General features: G+C 69.5%; 13 protein-coding genes and 2 pseudogenes. 7 read left to right on the top strand and 8 right to left on the bottom strand.

Annotation, left to right across the window (positions count from 1 at the left end; translation table 11 throughout):
- On the bottom strand, nt 1–1,085 hold a 1,085-nt coding region (locus ACWC94_RS16665; protein ID WP_450797277.1), incomplete at its 3' end, for a PP2C family protein-serine/threonine phosphatase.
- A 793-nt stretch (nt 1,086–1,878) separates the two neighbouring features.
- Between ACWC94_RS16665 and ACWC94_RS16660 the strand changes: the two genes are divergently transcribed.
- Together ACWC94_RS16660 and ACWC94_RS16655 are read left to right on the top strand one after the other, a co-directional pair.
- Nucleotides 1,879–2,313 carry a hypothetical protein gene (locus ACWC94_RS16660; RefSeq protein WP_450797271.1) on the top strand — a complete coding sequence of 145 codons (435 nt, stop codon included), beginning with the start codon at nt 1,879–1,881 and terminating at the stop codon, nt 2,311–2,313.
- Nucleotides 2,314–2,372: 59 nt separating this feature from the next.
- A pseudogene (locus ACWC94_RS16655) lies at nt 2,373–2,588 on the top strand (hypothetical protein); the annotation flags it as partial.
- On the opposite strand, the pseudogene ACWC94_RS16650 reads toward ACWC94_RS16655, so the two are convergent.
- The 4 genes and pseudogenes from ACWC94_RS16650 to ACWC94_RS16635 all read right to left on the bottom strand — a co-directional run.
- Nucleotides 2,588–3,086 (bottom strand): annotated as a pseudogene (locus ACWC94_RS16650) (IS5/IS1182 family transposase); the annotation flags it as partial. The pseudogenes ACWC94_RS16655 and ACWC94_RS16650 sit on opposite strands and share 1 nt — an antisense overlap.
- A 124-nt stretch (nt 3,087–3,210) precedes the next feature.
- Nucleotides 3,211–3,684 carry a hypothetical protein gene (locus ACWC94_RS16645; RefSeq protein WP_450797270.1) on the bottom strand — a complete coding sequence of 158 codons (474 nt, stop codon included), beginning with the start codon at nt 3,682–3,684 and terminating at the stop codon, nt 3,211–3,213.
- Between the two features lie 321 nt (nt 3,685–4,005).
- The gene (locus tag ACWC94_RS16640) at nt 4,006–5,151 is read right to left on the bottom strand and encodes an RNA polymerase sigma factor (protein WP_450797276.1); all 1,146 of its coding nucleotides are present in this window, start codon (nt 5,149–5,151) and stop codon (nt 4,006–4,008) included.
- Nucleotides 5,152–5,159: 8 nt separating this feature from the next.
- Complete coding sequence (locus ACWC94_RS16635) at nt 5,160–5,567, bottom strand: YciI family protein (RefSeq protein WP_450797269.1); 408 nt, start codon at nt 5,565–5,567, stop codon at nt 5,160–5,162.
- Nucleotides 5,568–6,100: 533 nt separating this feature from the next.
- On the opposite strand from ACWC94_RS16635, the gene ACWC94_RS16630 reads away from it, so the two are divergent.
- On the top strand, nt 6,101–7,306 hold the full coding sequence (locus tag ACWC94_RS16630) for a PP2C family protein-serine/threonine phosphatase (RefSeq protein ID WP_450797267.1): 1,206 nt from the start codon (nt 6,101–6,103) through the stop codon (nt 7,304–7,306).
- A gap of 612 nt (nt 7,307–7,918) precedes the next feature.
- Complete coding sequence (locus tag ACWC94_RS16625) at nt 7,919–8,965, top strand: cytochrome P450 (RefSeq protein WP_450797265.1); 1,047 nt, start codon at nt 7,919–7,921, stop codon at nt 8,963–8,965.
- 95 nt (nt 8,966–9,060) lie between these two features.
- Here ACWC94_RS16625 and ACWC94_RS16620 read toward each other — a convergent pair whose 3' ends face one another.
- The gene (locus ACWC94_RS16620; protein ID WP_450797264.1) at nt 9,061–9,618 is read right to left on the bottom strand and encodes a GNAT family N-acetyltransferase; all 558 of its coding nucleotides are present in this window, start codon (nt 9,616–9,618) and stop codon (nt 9,061–9,063) included.
- A gap of 430 nt (nt 9,619–10,048) precedes the next feature.
- Between ACWC94_RS16620 and ACWC94_RS16615 the strand changes: the two genes are divergently transcribed.
- The gene (locus ACWC94_RS16615; protein ID WP_450797263.1) at nt 10,049–10,852 is read left to right on the top strand and encodes a hypothetical protein; all 804 of its coding nucleotides are present in this window, start codon (nt 10,049–10,051) and stop codon (nt 10,850–10,852) included.
- Between the two features lie 661 nt (nt 10,853–11,513).
- Nucleotides 11,514–12,014 carry a hypothetical protein gene (locus ACWC94_RS16610; protein WP_450797262.1) on the top strand — a complete coding sequence of 167 codons (501 nt, stop codon included), beginning with the start codon at nt 11,514–11,516 and terminating at the stop codon, nt 12,012–12,014.
- A 274-nt stretch (nt 12,015–12,288) separates the two neighbouring features.
- Here ACWC94_RS16610 and ACWC94_RS16605 read toward each other — a convergent pair whose 3' ends face one another.
- Nucleotides 12,289–12,969: a TetR/AcrR family transcriptional regulator gene (locus ACWC94_RS16605; RefSeq protein ID WP_450797261.1), complete on the bottom strand. Its 681-nt coding sequence runs from the start codon at nt 12,967–12,969 to the stop codon at nt 12,289–12,291.
- A gap of 69 nt (nt 12,970–13,038) precedes the next feature.
- Between ACWC94_RS16605 and ACWC94_RS16600 the strand changes: the two genes are divergently transcribed.
- Complete coding sequence (locus ACWC94_RS16600) at nt 13,039–14,154, top strand: FAD-dependent oxidoreductase (RefSeq protein WP_450797260.1); 1,116 nt, start codon at nt 13,039–13,041, stop codon at nt 14,152–14,154.
- A gap of 114 nt (nt 14,155–14,268) precedes the next feature.
- Here the strand turns inward: ACWC94_RS16600 and ACWC94_RS16595 are convergent, their stop codons facing one another.
- Nucleotides 14,269–15,447, bottom strand: coding sequence for a CapA family protein (locus ACWC94_RS16595; protein WP_450797259.1), 1,179 nt, complete (start codon nt 15,445–15,447; stop codon nt 14,269–14,271).
- Nucleotides 15,448–15,476: the final 29 nt, after the last annotated feature.

The following is a 15,476-nucleotide window of genomic DNA, read 5'->3' as shown; positions in this document are numbered from 1 at the left end:
TCCTGCGGCGGCAGATCGAGCCCCGCCAGGGTCTGCGCGGTCGTGCGCAGCTGCCCCATGATCGCCGCCGAGGTCATCGAGTGCCCCATGACATCACCGACCACCAGCGCGACCCGGCTGCCCGGCAGCGGGATCGCGTCGTACCAGTCGCCGCCCACCCGCGCGGTCTCCGCCGCAGGCAGATAACGGGAAGCAAGCCGCAGGCCGGTCGGGCGGAGCAGGGTCTCGGGCAGCATGGTGCGCTGCAGCTCGTCGGCGATGTAGGCCTCACGGCCGTACAGCACCGCCTTGTCGATGCCGAGGGCGCTGTGCGTGGCCAACTGAGCGGCCACCAGCAGGTCATCTGTTCCAAACGCACTGCGCTCGGGCCGTCGGATGAGCACGATTGCTCCGACGACGCGTCGCCGACCGCGCATGGGGGCGACGATCGCCCTACGCCCGAGACCGGTGGCCACGTCGGTGCCGAGCAAGTCGTTCAGAGCGCTCCGGCCAACGGCGTTGTCACCTAGTCGAGGTCGCACTCCAAGGAGAGCCTCAGCCAGCCCGGAACCAGGCGACACCACACACACTTCAGCCGACGCCGGCAACTGCACACGCTGCTCCGGCCAGCCAAAGGGCTGAGCGTCGTCAACCGGATCGAACCGTACGCCGTCGAAGCGCACTGCACGCAGAACCGTCGGGCCAGTAGGGCGCTCGTCACCGACCGGCAGCGGATCACGCAGGTAGACCAGGATCGCGTCCGAGAACGTCGGCACCGTGGCCCGGCACAGCCCCATCACGATCTCGTCCAGATCAGTACCGCGCGCGATTCTGCGCGTCGCGCCCGCCACGAAACGCACAGCATCGATGCTGGTGGACTTCAGGGCGACCTCGGCGTGGGACGACCGTCTGCCAGTCACAGCGTTGTCCGACATTGTCCCGAACAACTTCTCACCGTCCGCGGAGCGGTGCGGGTCCCCGCTGGGAACGGTCTCGCCCCGCAGGACGGTGATGGGAGCGCCGTCAGCCGACGCTGGGGGCTCTGCCGGGCGCCAACCCAGGAGGCCGTCCGCCGCTACTTGAACTGCTTCGTGTTCTCGGTCCAGGACTTCCCTTGCTTTTCGCAGTGCGGCATCGACCTCGTCGAGGGCAGCGTCTGCCTCCTGAGAGCACCCTGTCGGTTCCAGTAGTTCAACCGCGGGGGACGAGGTCACAGAGGGTCCTGAGGCCCCTCGAAGACCCTTGAGTTCGTCCTCCAGGACCTGGATTCGGCGGGCGGCGTGGTCCGCGACCTGTTGGGCCTTCTCCCGCTCCGCTTCCGCGCGCGCCAACTGGACGCGCAGGTCACTCTCCTGCCCTTGCGCTCGGTCGAGGCGCCGGTTAGCGGTCTCCACATGTTCCCGCGCAGGGTCAGCAGCAGCGTGAAGCGCGTCCAGACGTCGCGTCAGCTCTGCGACCTGCGCCTGGGCCTGGCCGAGCAGTACGAAGAGGACCGTGGCGACCTGAAGGGCCTGCCGTCGCGCTTGCTCGCTGACCTCGAAGGCTTGTCGGGCACGGTTCAGCTCCTCATAGGCGGCAATCGTGCGTTCCTGTGCCTCGAGCAGCTCCCGCGCGGAGACGGCGGGCTCGCCATCCGCACCGATCACTGTGGGGCAGGTCTTGGCTTCATGCCAAAGTCGCTTCGCCGGTTCCAGGCGTGCGTCTGACGCGGCCCTGGGCTCGTTCGGGAAGCAGACGTCTGCCACCGCCTCGACGAGATCCCAGGTCAGGTCTGCGCCGGCCAGGAGGTCCCGTAACTTACGCAGCTCAGGAACCGTGCCACTGACGAAGTGCTCCGACGTGAGGCGCGCTCGCAGCTGCGCCACCGTCAGTCCTGCCTCGTCCAGCCAGGATCTCACCATGCTGACCAAGGCGTTGACCTCTGTGCAGGAGCCCCGCGCCGGACCCCAAGGCCGTCCAGGCCGCTTTCCCCCCACCGTGCATGTCCCCCAGACCAGTCGTTCTTCCGAACAACCCCACGTTGTCACCGGAACAACATCCAACTGGACCACGGGCACCCTCCGCAGGTGGATCGTGCTTTTGACGACGCACCACCACATGAACGGAACTTGGAAGGCGAACCATCAAGTGGATGCCACGCATACGGCGATGCTCCTGATCGCTCTGGTACTGGCGGTCGTGCTCTCCGGACTCATTGCCGCAGCAGCCTTCGCTGTCGCCCGGTGGGGCCAGAGCCCGCTACCCGACTGCGTCACACGCGGAGCCAAGGCGTTCGCCACCACGATGACAGTGTGCAGCGCAGTCGCGGCTACCGTGCTGAGCATCCTCAGGTGACGCGGGCGACGGACCACCGCGCATATCCGCTCGGAACCAGCAAACCGCTCCTCGAAACACCCACGCCGGAGTGCGGTCTCGAGCATCAGGAGCACTACTTCGTCGAGGAGCTGACCTTCGCCGACGCGGACTCGATCCTCGCCATGCCGCATGAGCTCTGCCCGCACGGGGTCGACGGCCGTCTGCCTGTCTGGGTCCGCAACCTGGCGTACCGGTTGGTGCTCTTGCAGCGGCCGGACGAGCCGGCGCTGATGCGGGAGGCTGCCGAGAACCTGGCTCGGAAGTGCTTGAGCCGGTTGATCGTCCGCTCGGCTTCGTTGCGGCGCTTGTACATCTCCTCGTCGAAGCCGGCGGGTCGGCCTCCTTGGCCACCGCGGCGTCGGCGGTTGGACCGCTGGTCCCTCGGGTCGGGGATGGTGTGCCTGATCTGGCGTCCGTGCGGGTAGCGGCGATTGCGGCGAGAGTTGTGAGTCTTGTCGCCACCCAGGTGGTCGGGGCGCGTGCGCGGGTGCCCTGCGCCGGGGCGCTTGGCCAGGGTGCGGCCCGAGGACGGGAATCAGCTGCGGGCTGCCGCCGCCCCACTGGCCGGGGTTGACCAGCGGGGCCAGCGACCGGCGGCAGCCCTCCCCGACGAGATGGATCTTGCAGGTCACGCCGCCCCGGGCACGGTCGAGCCCTTCGTCGGGGCGGTATTGCGCTGATACCGACGGCCTGGACCGGTGCCTCCCGGTCCGGACCGACGCTGGCCGGTCGTCAAACGGGCCGGTGACATGCCCGTTGAACACGGCGCGCGCCGAGGGCGGTGCGGATGGGCTCCCTCCGCTCGCCGGCCCCGAGCCCGAGCAGACTCGCGGTTACGCGTCCTGCGAGCCAGGGCGCATGAGTTCCGCCGTGCCGTCAGCAGAAGGTGATCTGTGACGCCGGGACGAACTTCACACGGGTGTGGTAGCGGGCGAACTGGACCCGGTTGTAGTCGCGGCGGTCGACGCGGTACCAGACGTTGTCCCGGTCCTGGTCGCCGTTGACGTCGTCGAGGCGGACACACCAGCGTTCCGGGCGGATCTCCTTGCGGTAGGTCTCGGTGCCGTGCTGCACCCTACGGCAGTCCTGCCGGCGCTCGGTGGTGTACCAGGTGCGGGTCCGGCGGTGGCTGCCGGAGCCGGTGGTGGAGGAGTGGCCGACCCGGACGGTGTTCGGCGTGCACTGCTTGACCATGTGCGGGCGGGTGGCCGGGGTGGTCGTGCGGGGAATGTGCCGAAGGTCGTCCTTGAGGCCGTAGACGGGATCGGGGCCGTCGAGGTCACAGGCGGTGAGCGTGGCCAGCAGGACCGCCGCCAAACCGAGCGTCGTTCTCAGTCGCCTGTCGAACATGCGTTTCCCCCTGTCGTTCGGACGCGAAGCGTATCCGACCGACCGGGGCGGCCGTGGCCGGCTCACAGCGAACGGCCGTTCCTCCACGAACTGGCTGCGGAGGTACGGCCCTTCGGCACATCGGTTCGGTCCGCGAAACGCGCATGGGGTGGCCGGGTGCGAGGCGCCGCCCGGCGCGAGCGCCGGAAGTCCGAGAGACTTCATCTTCCTGCGGCGCTGCCCGAAGCGGGCCTGCGCAGGGGTTGCCCCATGACGGTCACGGTGTGCCAGCCACCGACCGGGGGCGCGCCCAGTGCCACGGGAGGATCCGGGCGCGGTCCGTCAGTGGCTTCGGTGGGCGTTGAGTCGGGCGGCCTGGCGTGTCAGGTGGTCGCGTTCGGGGAGGTTGGGTGCCTTGTGGGCTGCCTCGGCGTACAGGCGTGCCGCCGTGGCCAGGTCCCCGTCGCGCTCGTGGAGGTATGCCGCCACCGCGGTGTGGCGGGGCAGTGAGGTGTCCAGTGCCGCGAGTGCCGTCAGGCCGGCGCGCGGTCCGTCGGCCTCACCGACGGCGACCGCGCGGTTGAGCCGGACGATGGGGTTGTCGGTCAGGCGCATGAGCTCGTCGTACCACTCGACGATCTGTACCCAGTCGGTCTCCTCGGCGGTGGTCGCGTCGGCGTGGAGGGCTGCGATGGCGGCCTGGGCCTGGAACTCGCCCAGCCGGTCGCGGGCGAGGGCCGTTTGGAGGATCGCGATGCCCTCGGCGATCGAGGCGGTGTCCCAGCGGCCGCGGTCCTGCTCGGCGAGCGGTACCAGGCTGCCGTCGGGCGTGGTCCGGGCGGCGCGCCGGGCGTGGTGGAGCAGCATGAGGGCGAGCAGTCCCGCCGCCTCGGGGTGGTCGACCCGGGCCGCGAGCTGCCGGGTGAGCCGGATGGCTTCGGCGGCGAGGTCGAGGTCACCGGAGTAGCCCTCGTTGAAGACCAGGTAGAGGACGCGCAGCACGGTGGCGACGTCGCCTGGCTGGTCGAACCGCACACCGGCCACCGTGCGCTTGGCCCGGCTGATGCGCTGCGCCATGGTCGTCTCGGGCACCAGGTAGGCCTGGGCGATCTGGCGGGTGGTCAGTCCGCCGACCGCGCGCAGCGTGAGCGCGATGGCGGACGACGGCGTCAGCGACGGGTGGGCGCACAGGAAGTAGAGCTGGAGGGTGTCGTCCGCGGCGGGCGCGGGCCCGGGCGCAGGCTCCTCGTCGACGAGGTCCTCACGCCGGCGGCGGGCCGCGTCCGCCCGCGTCGCGTCGAGGAACTTGCGCCAGGCCACGGTGACCAGCCAGCCTTTCGCGTCCCGCGGCGGGTCGGCGGGCCAGACGCGGAGCGCCTCGATCAGGGCGTCCTGCACGGCGTCCTCGGCCGCCGCGAAGTCGGCTCCGCGGCGGACGAGGATGGCGAGCACGCTCGGCGTGAGGCTGCGGAGCAGGGACTCGTCCATTGATGAGGTCATTCCGTGATGGTGGGCGGCGCGGCGAGGAAGGGACGCACCTCGAGCCACTCGTGGATCGGCTTCCCGCCCGCCCCCGGGGCGGCCGACAGTTCCCCGGCCAGCTCGACGGCGCGCTCGTAGCTGTCGACGTCGATCACCATCCAGCCGGCGATGAGGTCCTTGGTCTCGGCGAACGGGCCGTCGGTGACCGGCGGGCGCCCCTCACCGTCGTACCGGACCCACGTCCCCTCGGGGGCGAGTGCCTGGCCGTCGACGAACTCGCCGGTCTTCTCGAGCCGGGCCGCGAAGTCGTTCATGTACTGCACGTGCGCCGAGATCTCCTGCGGCGTCCACTGGTCCATCGGCACGTCGTTGACCGCGGCCGGGGCGCCGCGGTAGTGCTTGAGCAGCAGGTACTTGGCCATCGTGTGTCTCCTTGGTACGGGTGCGACCCATTGTGGTCGCGTTCACCTCGGGGACGGAGCCGGTCTCGGATTCTCGACATCGCCGTCTGAGATTTTTTTGGCCCTCGTGGATGAGCCTGGGTGAGCGGTCTCGCGGTGTCCGGTTCCACAGCGTGGCGCGAGGGCGACAGCTCCGAAAGCGTGGCGCGAGGGCGAGGGCTTCGACGATCGACACCGGCCAGACAACTGAGCCAAGCGGCGGGGTGTGTCAGCCGGTGGACCGCGCACCTTCTCGGATGCGCACCTCAGAGGCAAGGGCAACGGAGAGAGCCCAGGCTGGCACTCGCGGAAGGTCGGACACACGTTGCCGGCAACGCGGCTTCTTGACAACGGGCCGGCTGATCACATGGCTGGACACGAAGTGTGCCCGGTCGAGCACGACCGACCGCCCTGGCCGCGGCTCTCGCCCGCGCCGCCGCGCGCCCCGCGCGGTCAAACCGGACGTGAGAGAGGCCGGGATCGGTGTGAGACTGGGCACGGAAGGGGTGATCCCCGTGCCGGACCCACCGCACGCGTCCGCCGGTAGCGACACCGCCGTCGACGAGAGTCAGCTGGTCGAGCTGATCATCGAGGCGCAGACGGCCCTTCCGGTCGAACTGTCCGCCCTGGCGAACCGGTGCGCCTCGGCCCTCGGCCTGGACACCGCGCTGATCTACCTCGTCGACCTGCAACAACGGCTGCTCGTCCCTCTGGACGAGGCCTTGGAGCCGCTGCCCGTGGAGGGCTCGTCGGCCGGCTGGGCGTACCGCACACTCTCGCCCCGAGTGGCCGACGCCGGCGACCGCTCGACCGTCTGGGTTCCTCTGGTCGACGGTGCGGAGCGGCTGGGCGTGCTGGTGGTACGGACCGCCTCGCTCGACGAGGTGCGGATGCGCCGAAGCCTGATGTTGGCCCATCTGTTCGCCATGCTGATCACCTCCAAGCGCTCCTACAGCGACTGGCTCGCCGCCCGCACCCGCACCGCGATCATGGGGTTGCCCGCCGAGATGGTGCGGGCCTTCCTGCCACCCCGCACCATCGGCAGCAGACGGTGCGTCTCGACCGCGGTCCTGGAACCGGCCTACGACATCGCCGGCGACGCCTTCGACCACTCGGTGGTCAAGAACGTGCTGCACACCATGATCCTCGACGCCATGGGGCACGATCTGACCGCCGGTCTGACCACGTCGGTCGCCATGGCGGCGGCGCGCAACGCCCGCCGCGGCGGTGGGGGTCCGGCCGACGTCGTCGGCGCCGTCGACCAGGCGCTCGCCCGGTGGCTGCCCGACCATTTCTGCACCGGCGCGCTGTGCCGGCTCGACGCCGAGACCGGGGTGCTGCGCTGGGTCAATTGCGGTCACCCTCCGCCGCTGCTGATCCGTGCCGAGCGGGTACTCGTCGGGGCGCTGGACAGCCCCCCGCAGCCGCCTCTCGGCCTGGCCGGCCCGCTCGCTCCGCCATCCCGGCATGTCCACGAGACAACACTCGAACCGGGCGACTCCGTCCTGCTCTACACCGACGGTGTCGTGGAGGCTCGCGACGCCGACGGTGCGGAGTTCGGCCTCAACCGGTTCACCGACTTCGTCATCCGCTCCTCCGCAGCCGGGCAGCGCCCAGCCGAGACACTGCGGCTGCTCATCCACGCCATCCTCGACTACCAGCGCAACCAACTGCGGGACGATCTGACCATCCTGCTCTTCGAATGGCGCCCGCAGCAGTGACGCGGGCTGGGGCCCGGCCTCGCTGTGCTCTCGGGGAATCCTGTGAGGGGGTTCGGGGCCGCCCGGCGCCTGGCAGCGCAGGCCAAATATCACATATCGGGCATATGTGGCAATATGGCCCCTGTGGCATTCGGTGCTGAAGACAGGCGAGAGGAGGGCACCATGATCGCCAGGATACTCGGCAGGCTCTTCTTCACCCGCCACTACGGTGCGTACGGCGCCCACGAATGGGACGCGTACGCCGGCGACGACTGAGTCTGTCCGCACTGCTGGCGGGCGCCCCCGGGTGCCCACCAGCGCCCAGCCACGCCGCCGACGACATCGGCCTGGACAGGTACGAGAGCCAGGGACGATCTCATGGGCCGAACAAACGAGCCGCCGCGGTTGCCCGGAGGCAGCTTCGCCGCTTGGAGCCGCGACCGGCTGGCACTGGCGCGCCGTGGCACTGCGGAGTGCGGAGATGTCTGGCAGCTGGAGCCGGGGGTTTACGTAGCCGCTGCGGCCGGGCCGTGTGAAGCGGTCCTGCGCCGCGCTCAGGACTTCCCCAAGGCACCGTCTCCTCTCTTCCCGCCGTTGAAGCGGTCGAGCCGAGAACCGACCCCTGAGGAGCGCATGCGCGCTCACGCCGCCCGCATGCGCGGACTGCGCACGCAGGCGGTCGCAGCCCGAATAGGTGAGATCGCGCCCCAAGCCGTCCGATTCGCCGACCAATGGCCCCTGGACCAGGACGTCGAGGTTCTGCCTCTGGTCCGGCACGCCCTGGCGGAGATCGGCGTGAGCTACCTCTTCTCCGAGGACACCCCCGCCCTGCTGCCCTTTGCCTCACAGCTCTTCCTGGCCCGGGAGGTCCTCGTGCGCCCCTCGCACTGGGTATGGCCGCGCTGGGTCCCCACACCGGCACGACGGTTCCGCACACGGCAGCAAGTAGCCTTCACCAACGCTCTGCGGCCCATCGTCCGCCGGCGCCGTTCATCGGGCCGGCTCGGTGACGACATGCTGGGACAGATGCTCCGGCCCTCCTCCCGCTACGGCCTGCTGCCGGAAGAGGCCGTCCTCGACACTCTCCCCGGAATCACCGTGGCCACCTTCGAGACACCTTCCCGGGCAGCCGGATGGATCCTGCTCCACCTGGCCCGGCACCCCCGGGCAGCGGACCGCGTCGCGGCCGAAACCGCCGTGCTGCCCGCGGACCCGGCCGCCACGACCAGCGGCCACCTCGGCAGCCTGCAGTACACCCAGGCACTGGTGCGCGAGGTGCTCCGGCTGTACCCCCCAAGCTGGCTCCTGACCCGGCGCGTCCCGCGACAGACGCAGCTCGCCGGCTACACCCTCGACGCCGGCTCCACCGTTCTCGTCTGCCCCTACACCGCCCACCGCGACGCGCGGGAACACGCCGAACCAGACCAGTTCCAGCCCGAGCGCTGGCTCGATGATTCGGGCTCGCCGGAGGAACCCGGGGTCTTCCTGTCCTTCGGTACCGGCCCGCATGGCTGTGAGGGAGCCGCTTTGGCCATGGCGATGCTGACGCTCCTCACCGCGCATACCGCCCGCTGCTACCACTTGAGCGAACCGCCCGGACCGGAACCCAGTTACCAGGTCGCCACCTTCGAAGGCCTCGCCACTGCAGGATTGCGCCTGCGCGCCACTCTGCGCGGCTGAGGGCAGCCCTGCTGTGGTTCCAGGCCGCCTTCACCCGCAAACAGCGGACGCTGATCAAGTAAGACTGCGGTTCCGCACGCGAGGGGAAGACCAGCTCATCGTTCGCTCACCGCATGCCGCTGGTCGAACTCGTCGGCGAGCATGCCCATCATGACGAGGTCGTGGTACCGGTTGGCGAAGAAGACATGTTCCCGCAGGCGCCCTTCCTCGATGAAGCCGAACCGACGAGTGAGTGCCAGCGATGCCTCATTGTGAGCGAAGATCGTCGCTAGGCATTTGTGATAGCGCCGCTCGGCGAACATGAAGCGCAGCAGCAGTTCCAGGGCTTCCGTCGCGTAGCCCCTGCGCCGGTGGTCCGCCGCGATCGCGATGTCGAACTCGAACCAGCCTGAACGCGGGCCGGTGTGATGTGAGCCGACTGTGCCGACCAACTCCCCCGTGGCCGTTGATTCCACTGCCAACCGGAAACGGTCGTCATCACACTTGGCGACGGCTTGCTCCTTTGCCCAGGCACGGCAACTCTCGGCGGACCGCGGTAGATCCAGCCGACCCCCTCGCCGCCCGTCATCGTCGGCGAAGCACTTGAACGCCGTCCAGTCGTCGGGCTCGATAGCGCGTAGACGTACCCGCTCACCAGTCCAGGACGATGCCATGCTCTATTTGATCAGGCAGAAGTGCGCTAGACCGGAGGGCGCGCCGTTGGAGACGAAGGCGCAGACGAAGAGAGGCCGCGGGGGCCGGCCGCCCTCGATCCTGGACGGGATGCGGTAGGGAACGGTGCACGACTGGCTGGAGAGCCTCCGAATCAGCTGACACCGTCTGTCAGGCAGAGGGGGAGGTTGAGGATGTACCCCGGAACACAGGGATCGCTGTCGGCCGGAGCTGCCGCCATCGTCGCGACAGAAGTGTGTGCTGCAGGGGCTGCGGCGGCAACGTCTCCTGCGAGGACCCCGGTCGTGACCAGCCCAGTGAAGATGATGGCGATGCGCCTGAGCATGTACGTCCTCCATCTGTGGTCGGGAGTGATGTCGACCGTAGCCACGGCGCCGCCACATCGTTGGTATTTGCTGATGGACTGTCCGGGTGGTGATGGACGAGCCGTGTGTTGCCATTCAGCCGTCCGTCCATCGCCCGCCCCCAAAGGACAGCGTCCGCCTGCTGCCCGCGGTGCGGAAGCTGCTCCGGGACGACGGCGTGGGCGGCGCGCTTACCTGCTGTTTCCTGGAAGTCCTCAAAGCGTGGGGGCCTGCGGCGGCGCCCGCGCTGCCGGAAGTGGTGGCCCTGCTGGATGACACCCGGTACTCGCTGCACGCAGTCGATGCCCTGGTGGCGATGGGACCGGCTGCAAAGTCAGCCGAGCCCGCCGTGCGCCGCTGCACGGTCCTCGACTTCCCCGGCAACCATCACAAGGTGGCGTGGGCAGCCTGGCGCCTGGGCGGCGACCGCGACGTGGCGCTGCAGCTCATCGGTGAGGCGGTGCTGACCGAGGAGGAACCGCTTTACGGCCCCGTCGGCCTCCTCGGCGATTTCGGACCGGCTGCCGCAGGCTACGCCGACCGGGTGCGGCATTCCATGGAGCAGGGTGATGGCTGGCAGCGGCTGCGCGCGGCGGTCGCGCTGTGGTCGATCACAGGCGAGCCGGAGCCGACTGGATCCGTCCTGGAGGAGTACCTCCTGCCCATCGCCGGTGGCGGCGACGACTACGGCCTCTTCCTCGACGCGCTGCGCACCCTCGCCAGGATCGGCACGGTCTCTCCGGCGGCGCGGACAACCCTGCGTAGGGTGCGGGGATCCGACCGGCGGCTGTCGGCGTACCGGGACTACCGGGGCTTCGTGCAGGACGAGGAGATCCGATCCGCGATCGACGACGTTCTCGCCCTCCCGTGACGACCGACCGACGGTCGGTACCGAAGGCGGCCCCTGGACTCGCACAGGCGGTGGCGGGTGGCAGCGAGACGTAGCCTGCCTGCGGACGCAACATCCTGGTACGGGTGATACGCGCTGTGCGTGGTGCGGGGCCGGGCTGCCGGACTCAGCCGGTGCCGGCCGCCGGTACTGCCACGCTGGGCAGCGGCAGGCGGCCTGGCGCGCCCGGCGACGCTGGAGCCAGGCCGAGACTGCCCGCAGCACCCTGGTGACCGCAGGCTCCGTGCTCTTGGCGCAGGTCGAGCGACCTCGTCCATCACAGCTGGCCCCAGGGCCGGCACACCGACGACATCGCCCTGCTCCTGCTCCGCACCACCGACCCGCCCAGCGGAACGCTTGCGCCCGCTGCCGACGACGCCGCCTGCGCGGCGGGCTGAGAGCCGCCGTGGCGAAGTCGGTCGGCCGGGGCGGGGGCCCGAGCGGTTAGGAGCTGCCCGGCCGGTCACGTGGTGGTGGAAAATGGATGGCTAGGTTTTGATCCCTGATAAAACATGGGCCGATGGGTATCCGGGAACGTCACCGAAAGGTGTACCGGCCGCTGCGGCGGGCCGGCCTCGAGGTCATACCGAACGCCGCACCAGAGGGCACGATGCCCTTCGTCCACGGATACCGTCCCGAAGACGTGGCCGACGGCTTCTCCCACCCGTACGACACCCCGCGACTGGTCGAGAGGCTCAATGCGGACTGGTACGACCTCGCGGTCTCGTCCGGCCTCTTCGACAATCGACGCGAGTTCCTCGTGCAGCTTCCGCAGGGCACCCGCTCCCATCGGGCTGTCGTGCAGCGCCTCCACGGTCACCGTGCACCGGCGCTCTGGACTCGGGTCCGACTCCTGGACCACTGGGACATCATGGGCCGCGGTGCGGCATCGGCGTTCCTCGGCATCCACTCGGGCCACCCCGGCTTCGCCGTGATGGCCCTGGACGGCAGCGTGTACGTCCGTGCCTCGACGGGTGAGCGCGGCATCGACGTGCTCGCGGTGTACCACCCGGACCGCTCGGAGAACATCCTGCGACACCTTGAGTGGATGGCCCGCCACGACAGCCCCTATGCCGATCGTGAGTTGGGGCAGCGTGTGGCTGGCTGGCTTGCTGGACGTCCAGGGAGCCCTTCGGGTCGCTGACGATGTGGTCCCGGCCCGTCCCGCCGCATCCTGTGCGGAGCCAGACGACGAGGGCAGCTGCGGTGACCGTGCCGAGGCAGACGTGACCGGGCTTGTCGTAACTGGTCGCCACCGCCCGGGTTCTTGAGCCGCTGCCGCCCGCTACAGCCAGGGAGACTCGGCCTGGTTTTCCGCCCTCTCGTGCACCAGCCGCACCAGTCGCGGCTTGGGCTTGCTTCAACAGTCGTCCCAGATGCCGTCCGCGGACCACAGCCGGTGGCGCTCGTAGAGCGCGTCACCTTGAGATGCGGGCTTCCATGCCGTCGAGCAGGAAGTCGAGGCCGATCCGGAAGGTGTGGTCGGCGTCCAGGTGGGCGGCATCGCGCACCACCGTGGCCAGCGCGGGGAATCGGCCGGTGGCGAAGGTCCGCTCCAGATAGGGTCCGAGTGAGGCCTGCCAGCGCTTCTCGTCCATCCCGGTGGCCCGCTCGGCACGCCGCTCGGCGATCTCCCGACGCACCGCTCCGATCACGTACGCCTCGACCGCGGCAACCATGGGCATGATGGCGTCCACATCAATGCCGCCCAGCGCGGCCACGACGGCCTCCCCCCTGGCCAGCGCGTGCGGCCCGAGCTGAGGTCGTCCACCGAGCAGATCGGCGAGCCATTCGTGTTCGTGAGCGGCCTGCCGGGTGGTTTCGGCAAGAGACCGCAGCACCTCCCGCCAGTCGTCTCCGACCGGCCGGATCTCGGCATAGGCCGCGTCGACCATCAGGTCGAGCAACTCCTCCTTGCTGGCGATGTAGTTGTACAGCCGCATCGGCCCGACGCCCAGCACGGTGGCGACCTTGCGTAGCGACACCGCCTCCAGGCCGTCCGCGTCGGCCAACTGGATCGCCGCTCGCACGATCCGCTCGCGGTTCAGCGGGGCCGGCACGGGTCGATTCGGTGGCTCCGGCCTCTCCCACACCAACATGCCGCTAACGATACATCGCCTCGGCCGATACAGTGTATCGACCTGTACAGCGTATCGAAGGAGCCAACCATGACCATCGCCATCGTCGGAGCCGGCCTCGGCGGCCTGGCTCTCGCCCGTGTGCTGCACGTGAAGGGCATCGACGCCGTCGTGTATGAACGTGAATCGTCACGCGGTGCACGCGGTCAGGGCGGCATGCTCGACATCCACTCAGGACAGCGGGCGTTGCGCGAGGCCGGTCTGATCGACCAGTTCTACGAGGTTGCCCGTGGTGAAGGCCAGGACATGCGCCTTCTCGAGCCGGATGGCACCCTGCTCCTCCAGGAGGACACACCCGACGACGCCCCACTCGACCGACCCGAGGTCGACCGCGCCGATCTGCGCGACCTGCTGCTGGATTCCCTGCCCGAAGACGTGGTGCGCTGGGGGCACGCGTTCACCTCCGCCGACAACGGCCGGGTGCACTTCGCCGACGGCAACAGTGCGACGTACGACCTGCTGGTCGGCGCGGATGGCGCGCAGTCCCGGGTCCGCGCGTTGCTCACCGACGCCCGCCCGGCGCATATCGGCCAGAACGTCATCGAGATCGGCATTCCCGACATCGACCGCACGCACCCCGACCTCGCGGCGATGGTCGGGCGCGGCAACTACTGGGTGCTCGGCAACGGGATATCCCTTGCGGCGCAGCGCAACGGCGACGGCCGCGTTCGTATCGGCCTCAGTTTCTACAACACCGCCGAGGACTGGTTCACTACCAGCGGGATCCCGTTCGACGACCCGGCCGCCGCCCGGGCGCGGCTGATCGATCTGCTCCCCGGCTGGGACTCACGGTTCACCGCGCTGATCGCCGCCTGCGACGACACGGTCGTGCCGCGGTCGATCACCAGTCTCCCGGTCGGCCTGACCTGGCCGTCGACGCCAGGCGTCACGCTGCTCGGCGATGCCGCGCACTTGATGCCGCCGGTGGGAGAGGGCGCCAACATGGCGCTGCTCGACGGCGCCCTGCTCGGTCTCGCGCTGGCCGCGCACCCGGACGACTTTTCCGCCGCCGTCAAAGAATACGAACGCGAGATGTTCGAACGCACCAGCGCTGCCGCCCGGATGTCCGCGGACATACAGGAATTGCTGACGTCGCCTGACGCCGCCCAGAAAATGCTCGCATTCTTCCAGCCCGACGGGATCTGAGGCCCTACAAGGTCTGTAGATTCTCACCGCCTGTGACATAGGTGTCGTGATGTGACCTGGGACTTCTCGTCGTGTCTCACATTGGTCGCGGTAACCGCCGTCTACGGCGCCCCACTACGGGCGCTGGATCCTCCCGTCCGCCGAGATGTGGGCGGCGTGCGAGCCGAAGTCCTCCTCCGACACGCTGGAGACGAGGTCGATTGCCTCGCCGCCCGGCTCCGGCGTGCCGGGCTCCACGATCTGGGTCGGGCGCAGGCGCCCGGACACGTAGGTGCCGTCGGCGCGGAGGGTGACTTGCAGCACGCCGCTGGTCGAGAGTGTGCCGCCGAGGCCGAGCACCTTGTAGCCGGTGAAGTTGCCCAGGCTGTAGGCGATCAGTCGGCCCTTGTAGAACTCCATACCCCGTATCACGTGCGGGCCGCTGCCCACGACCAGGTCGGCGCCGGCGTCGATCACCGCACGGCTGAAGCGGTAGCTGTCGCCGCGGTTCTCGCCGAGGAAGTACTCGGTGCCGGGTTCTACGTGGGTGCGGTCCGAGCCCTCCGCGCCGGCGTGCATCGTGACGATCACGATGTCCGCCATTGTTGCGGCGCGGGCGGTGAGTCGCTGTGCGGCGGGGATGTCCGTGAGGTCGTTCGCCTCTCGGTCGGGAGCGAACCCGATCAGTGCGACCCGGATGCCGTGTACCCGCTGGATGGTGATCTGACCCAGGCGGCCGGTGAACGGCAGGTTCACGGAGCGCAGGGCGGCGAACGTCTCGCGCCGCCCCTCTTCCCCGAAGTCGTCGACGTGATTGTTCGCCGTATTCATGACCGTGAACCCGGCCTTCTTGAGCCAGTGGCCGTAGGACGGCGGGGCGCGGAACGCGAAGCAGTTCGGGCCGTCGATGTCGTCGCACTTGCTGGAGCCGCCGGTGGTGAGCGTGCCCTCCAGGTTCCCGAGCACCACATCGCCGTCGAGCAGGTCGTCGACAGGGTCGAAGAACGAGGCGCCGCCATCCGGCGGCAGGTCGTCCGGCAGCGAGCCCATCACGATGTCCCCCACGGCAGCGATCCGCACATGGGCCGTAGGGCGCGGCGGCGCCGGTGCACCGGACGCCGTGATCCCGGTCGTCCGTAGGGGGGCCTGGGCGGAGCCGGTGGGGGCTGCGCCCTCGGAGCCGACACGGAACACGAACGCCGCAACGACCACCGCACCGGTCCCGACCAGGCCGAGGGCGAACAGGCGGTGACGGCGCACCACCTTCTGCCACTCGCGCCGCTGCTGAGGACTCTGTCCGCCGGACATGATCATCGGTTCATGCTACGAAGCGGGCACCCATC

Source organism: Streptomyces sp. NPDC001135, from assembly GCF_053598395.1.
Note: the sequence above shows the minus strand (reverse complement) of the source record. Positions and strands in the feature narration are given on the sequence as shown.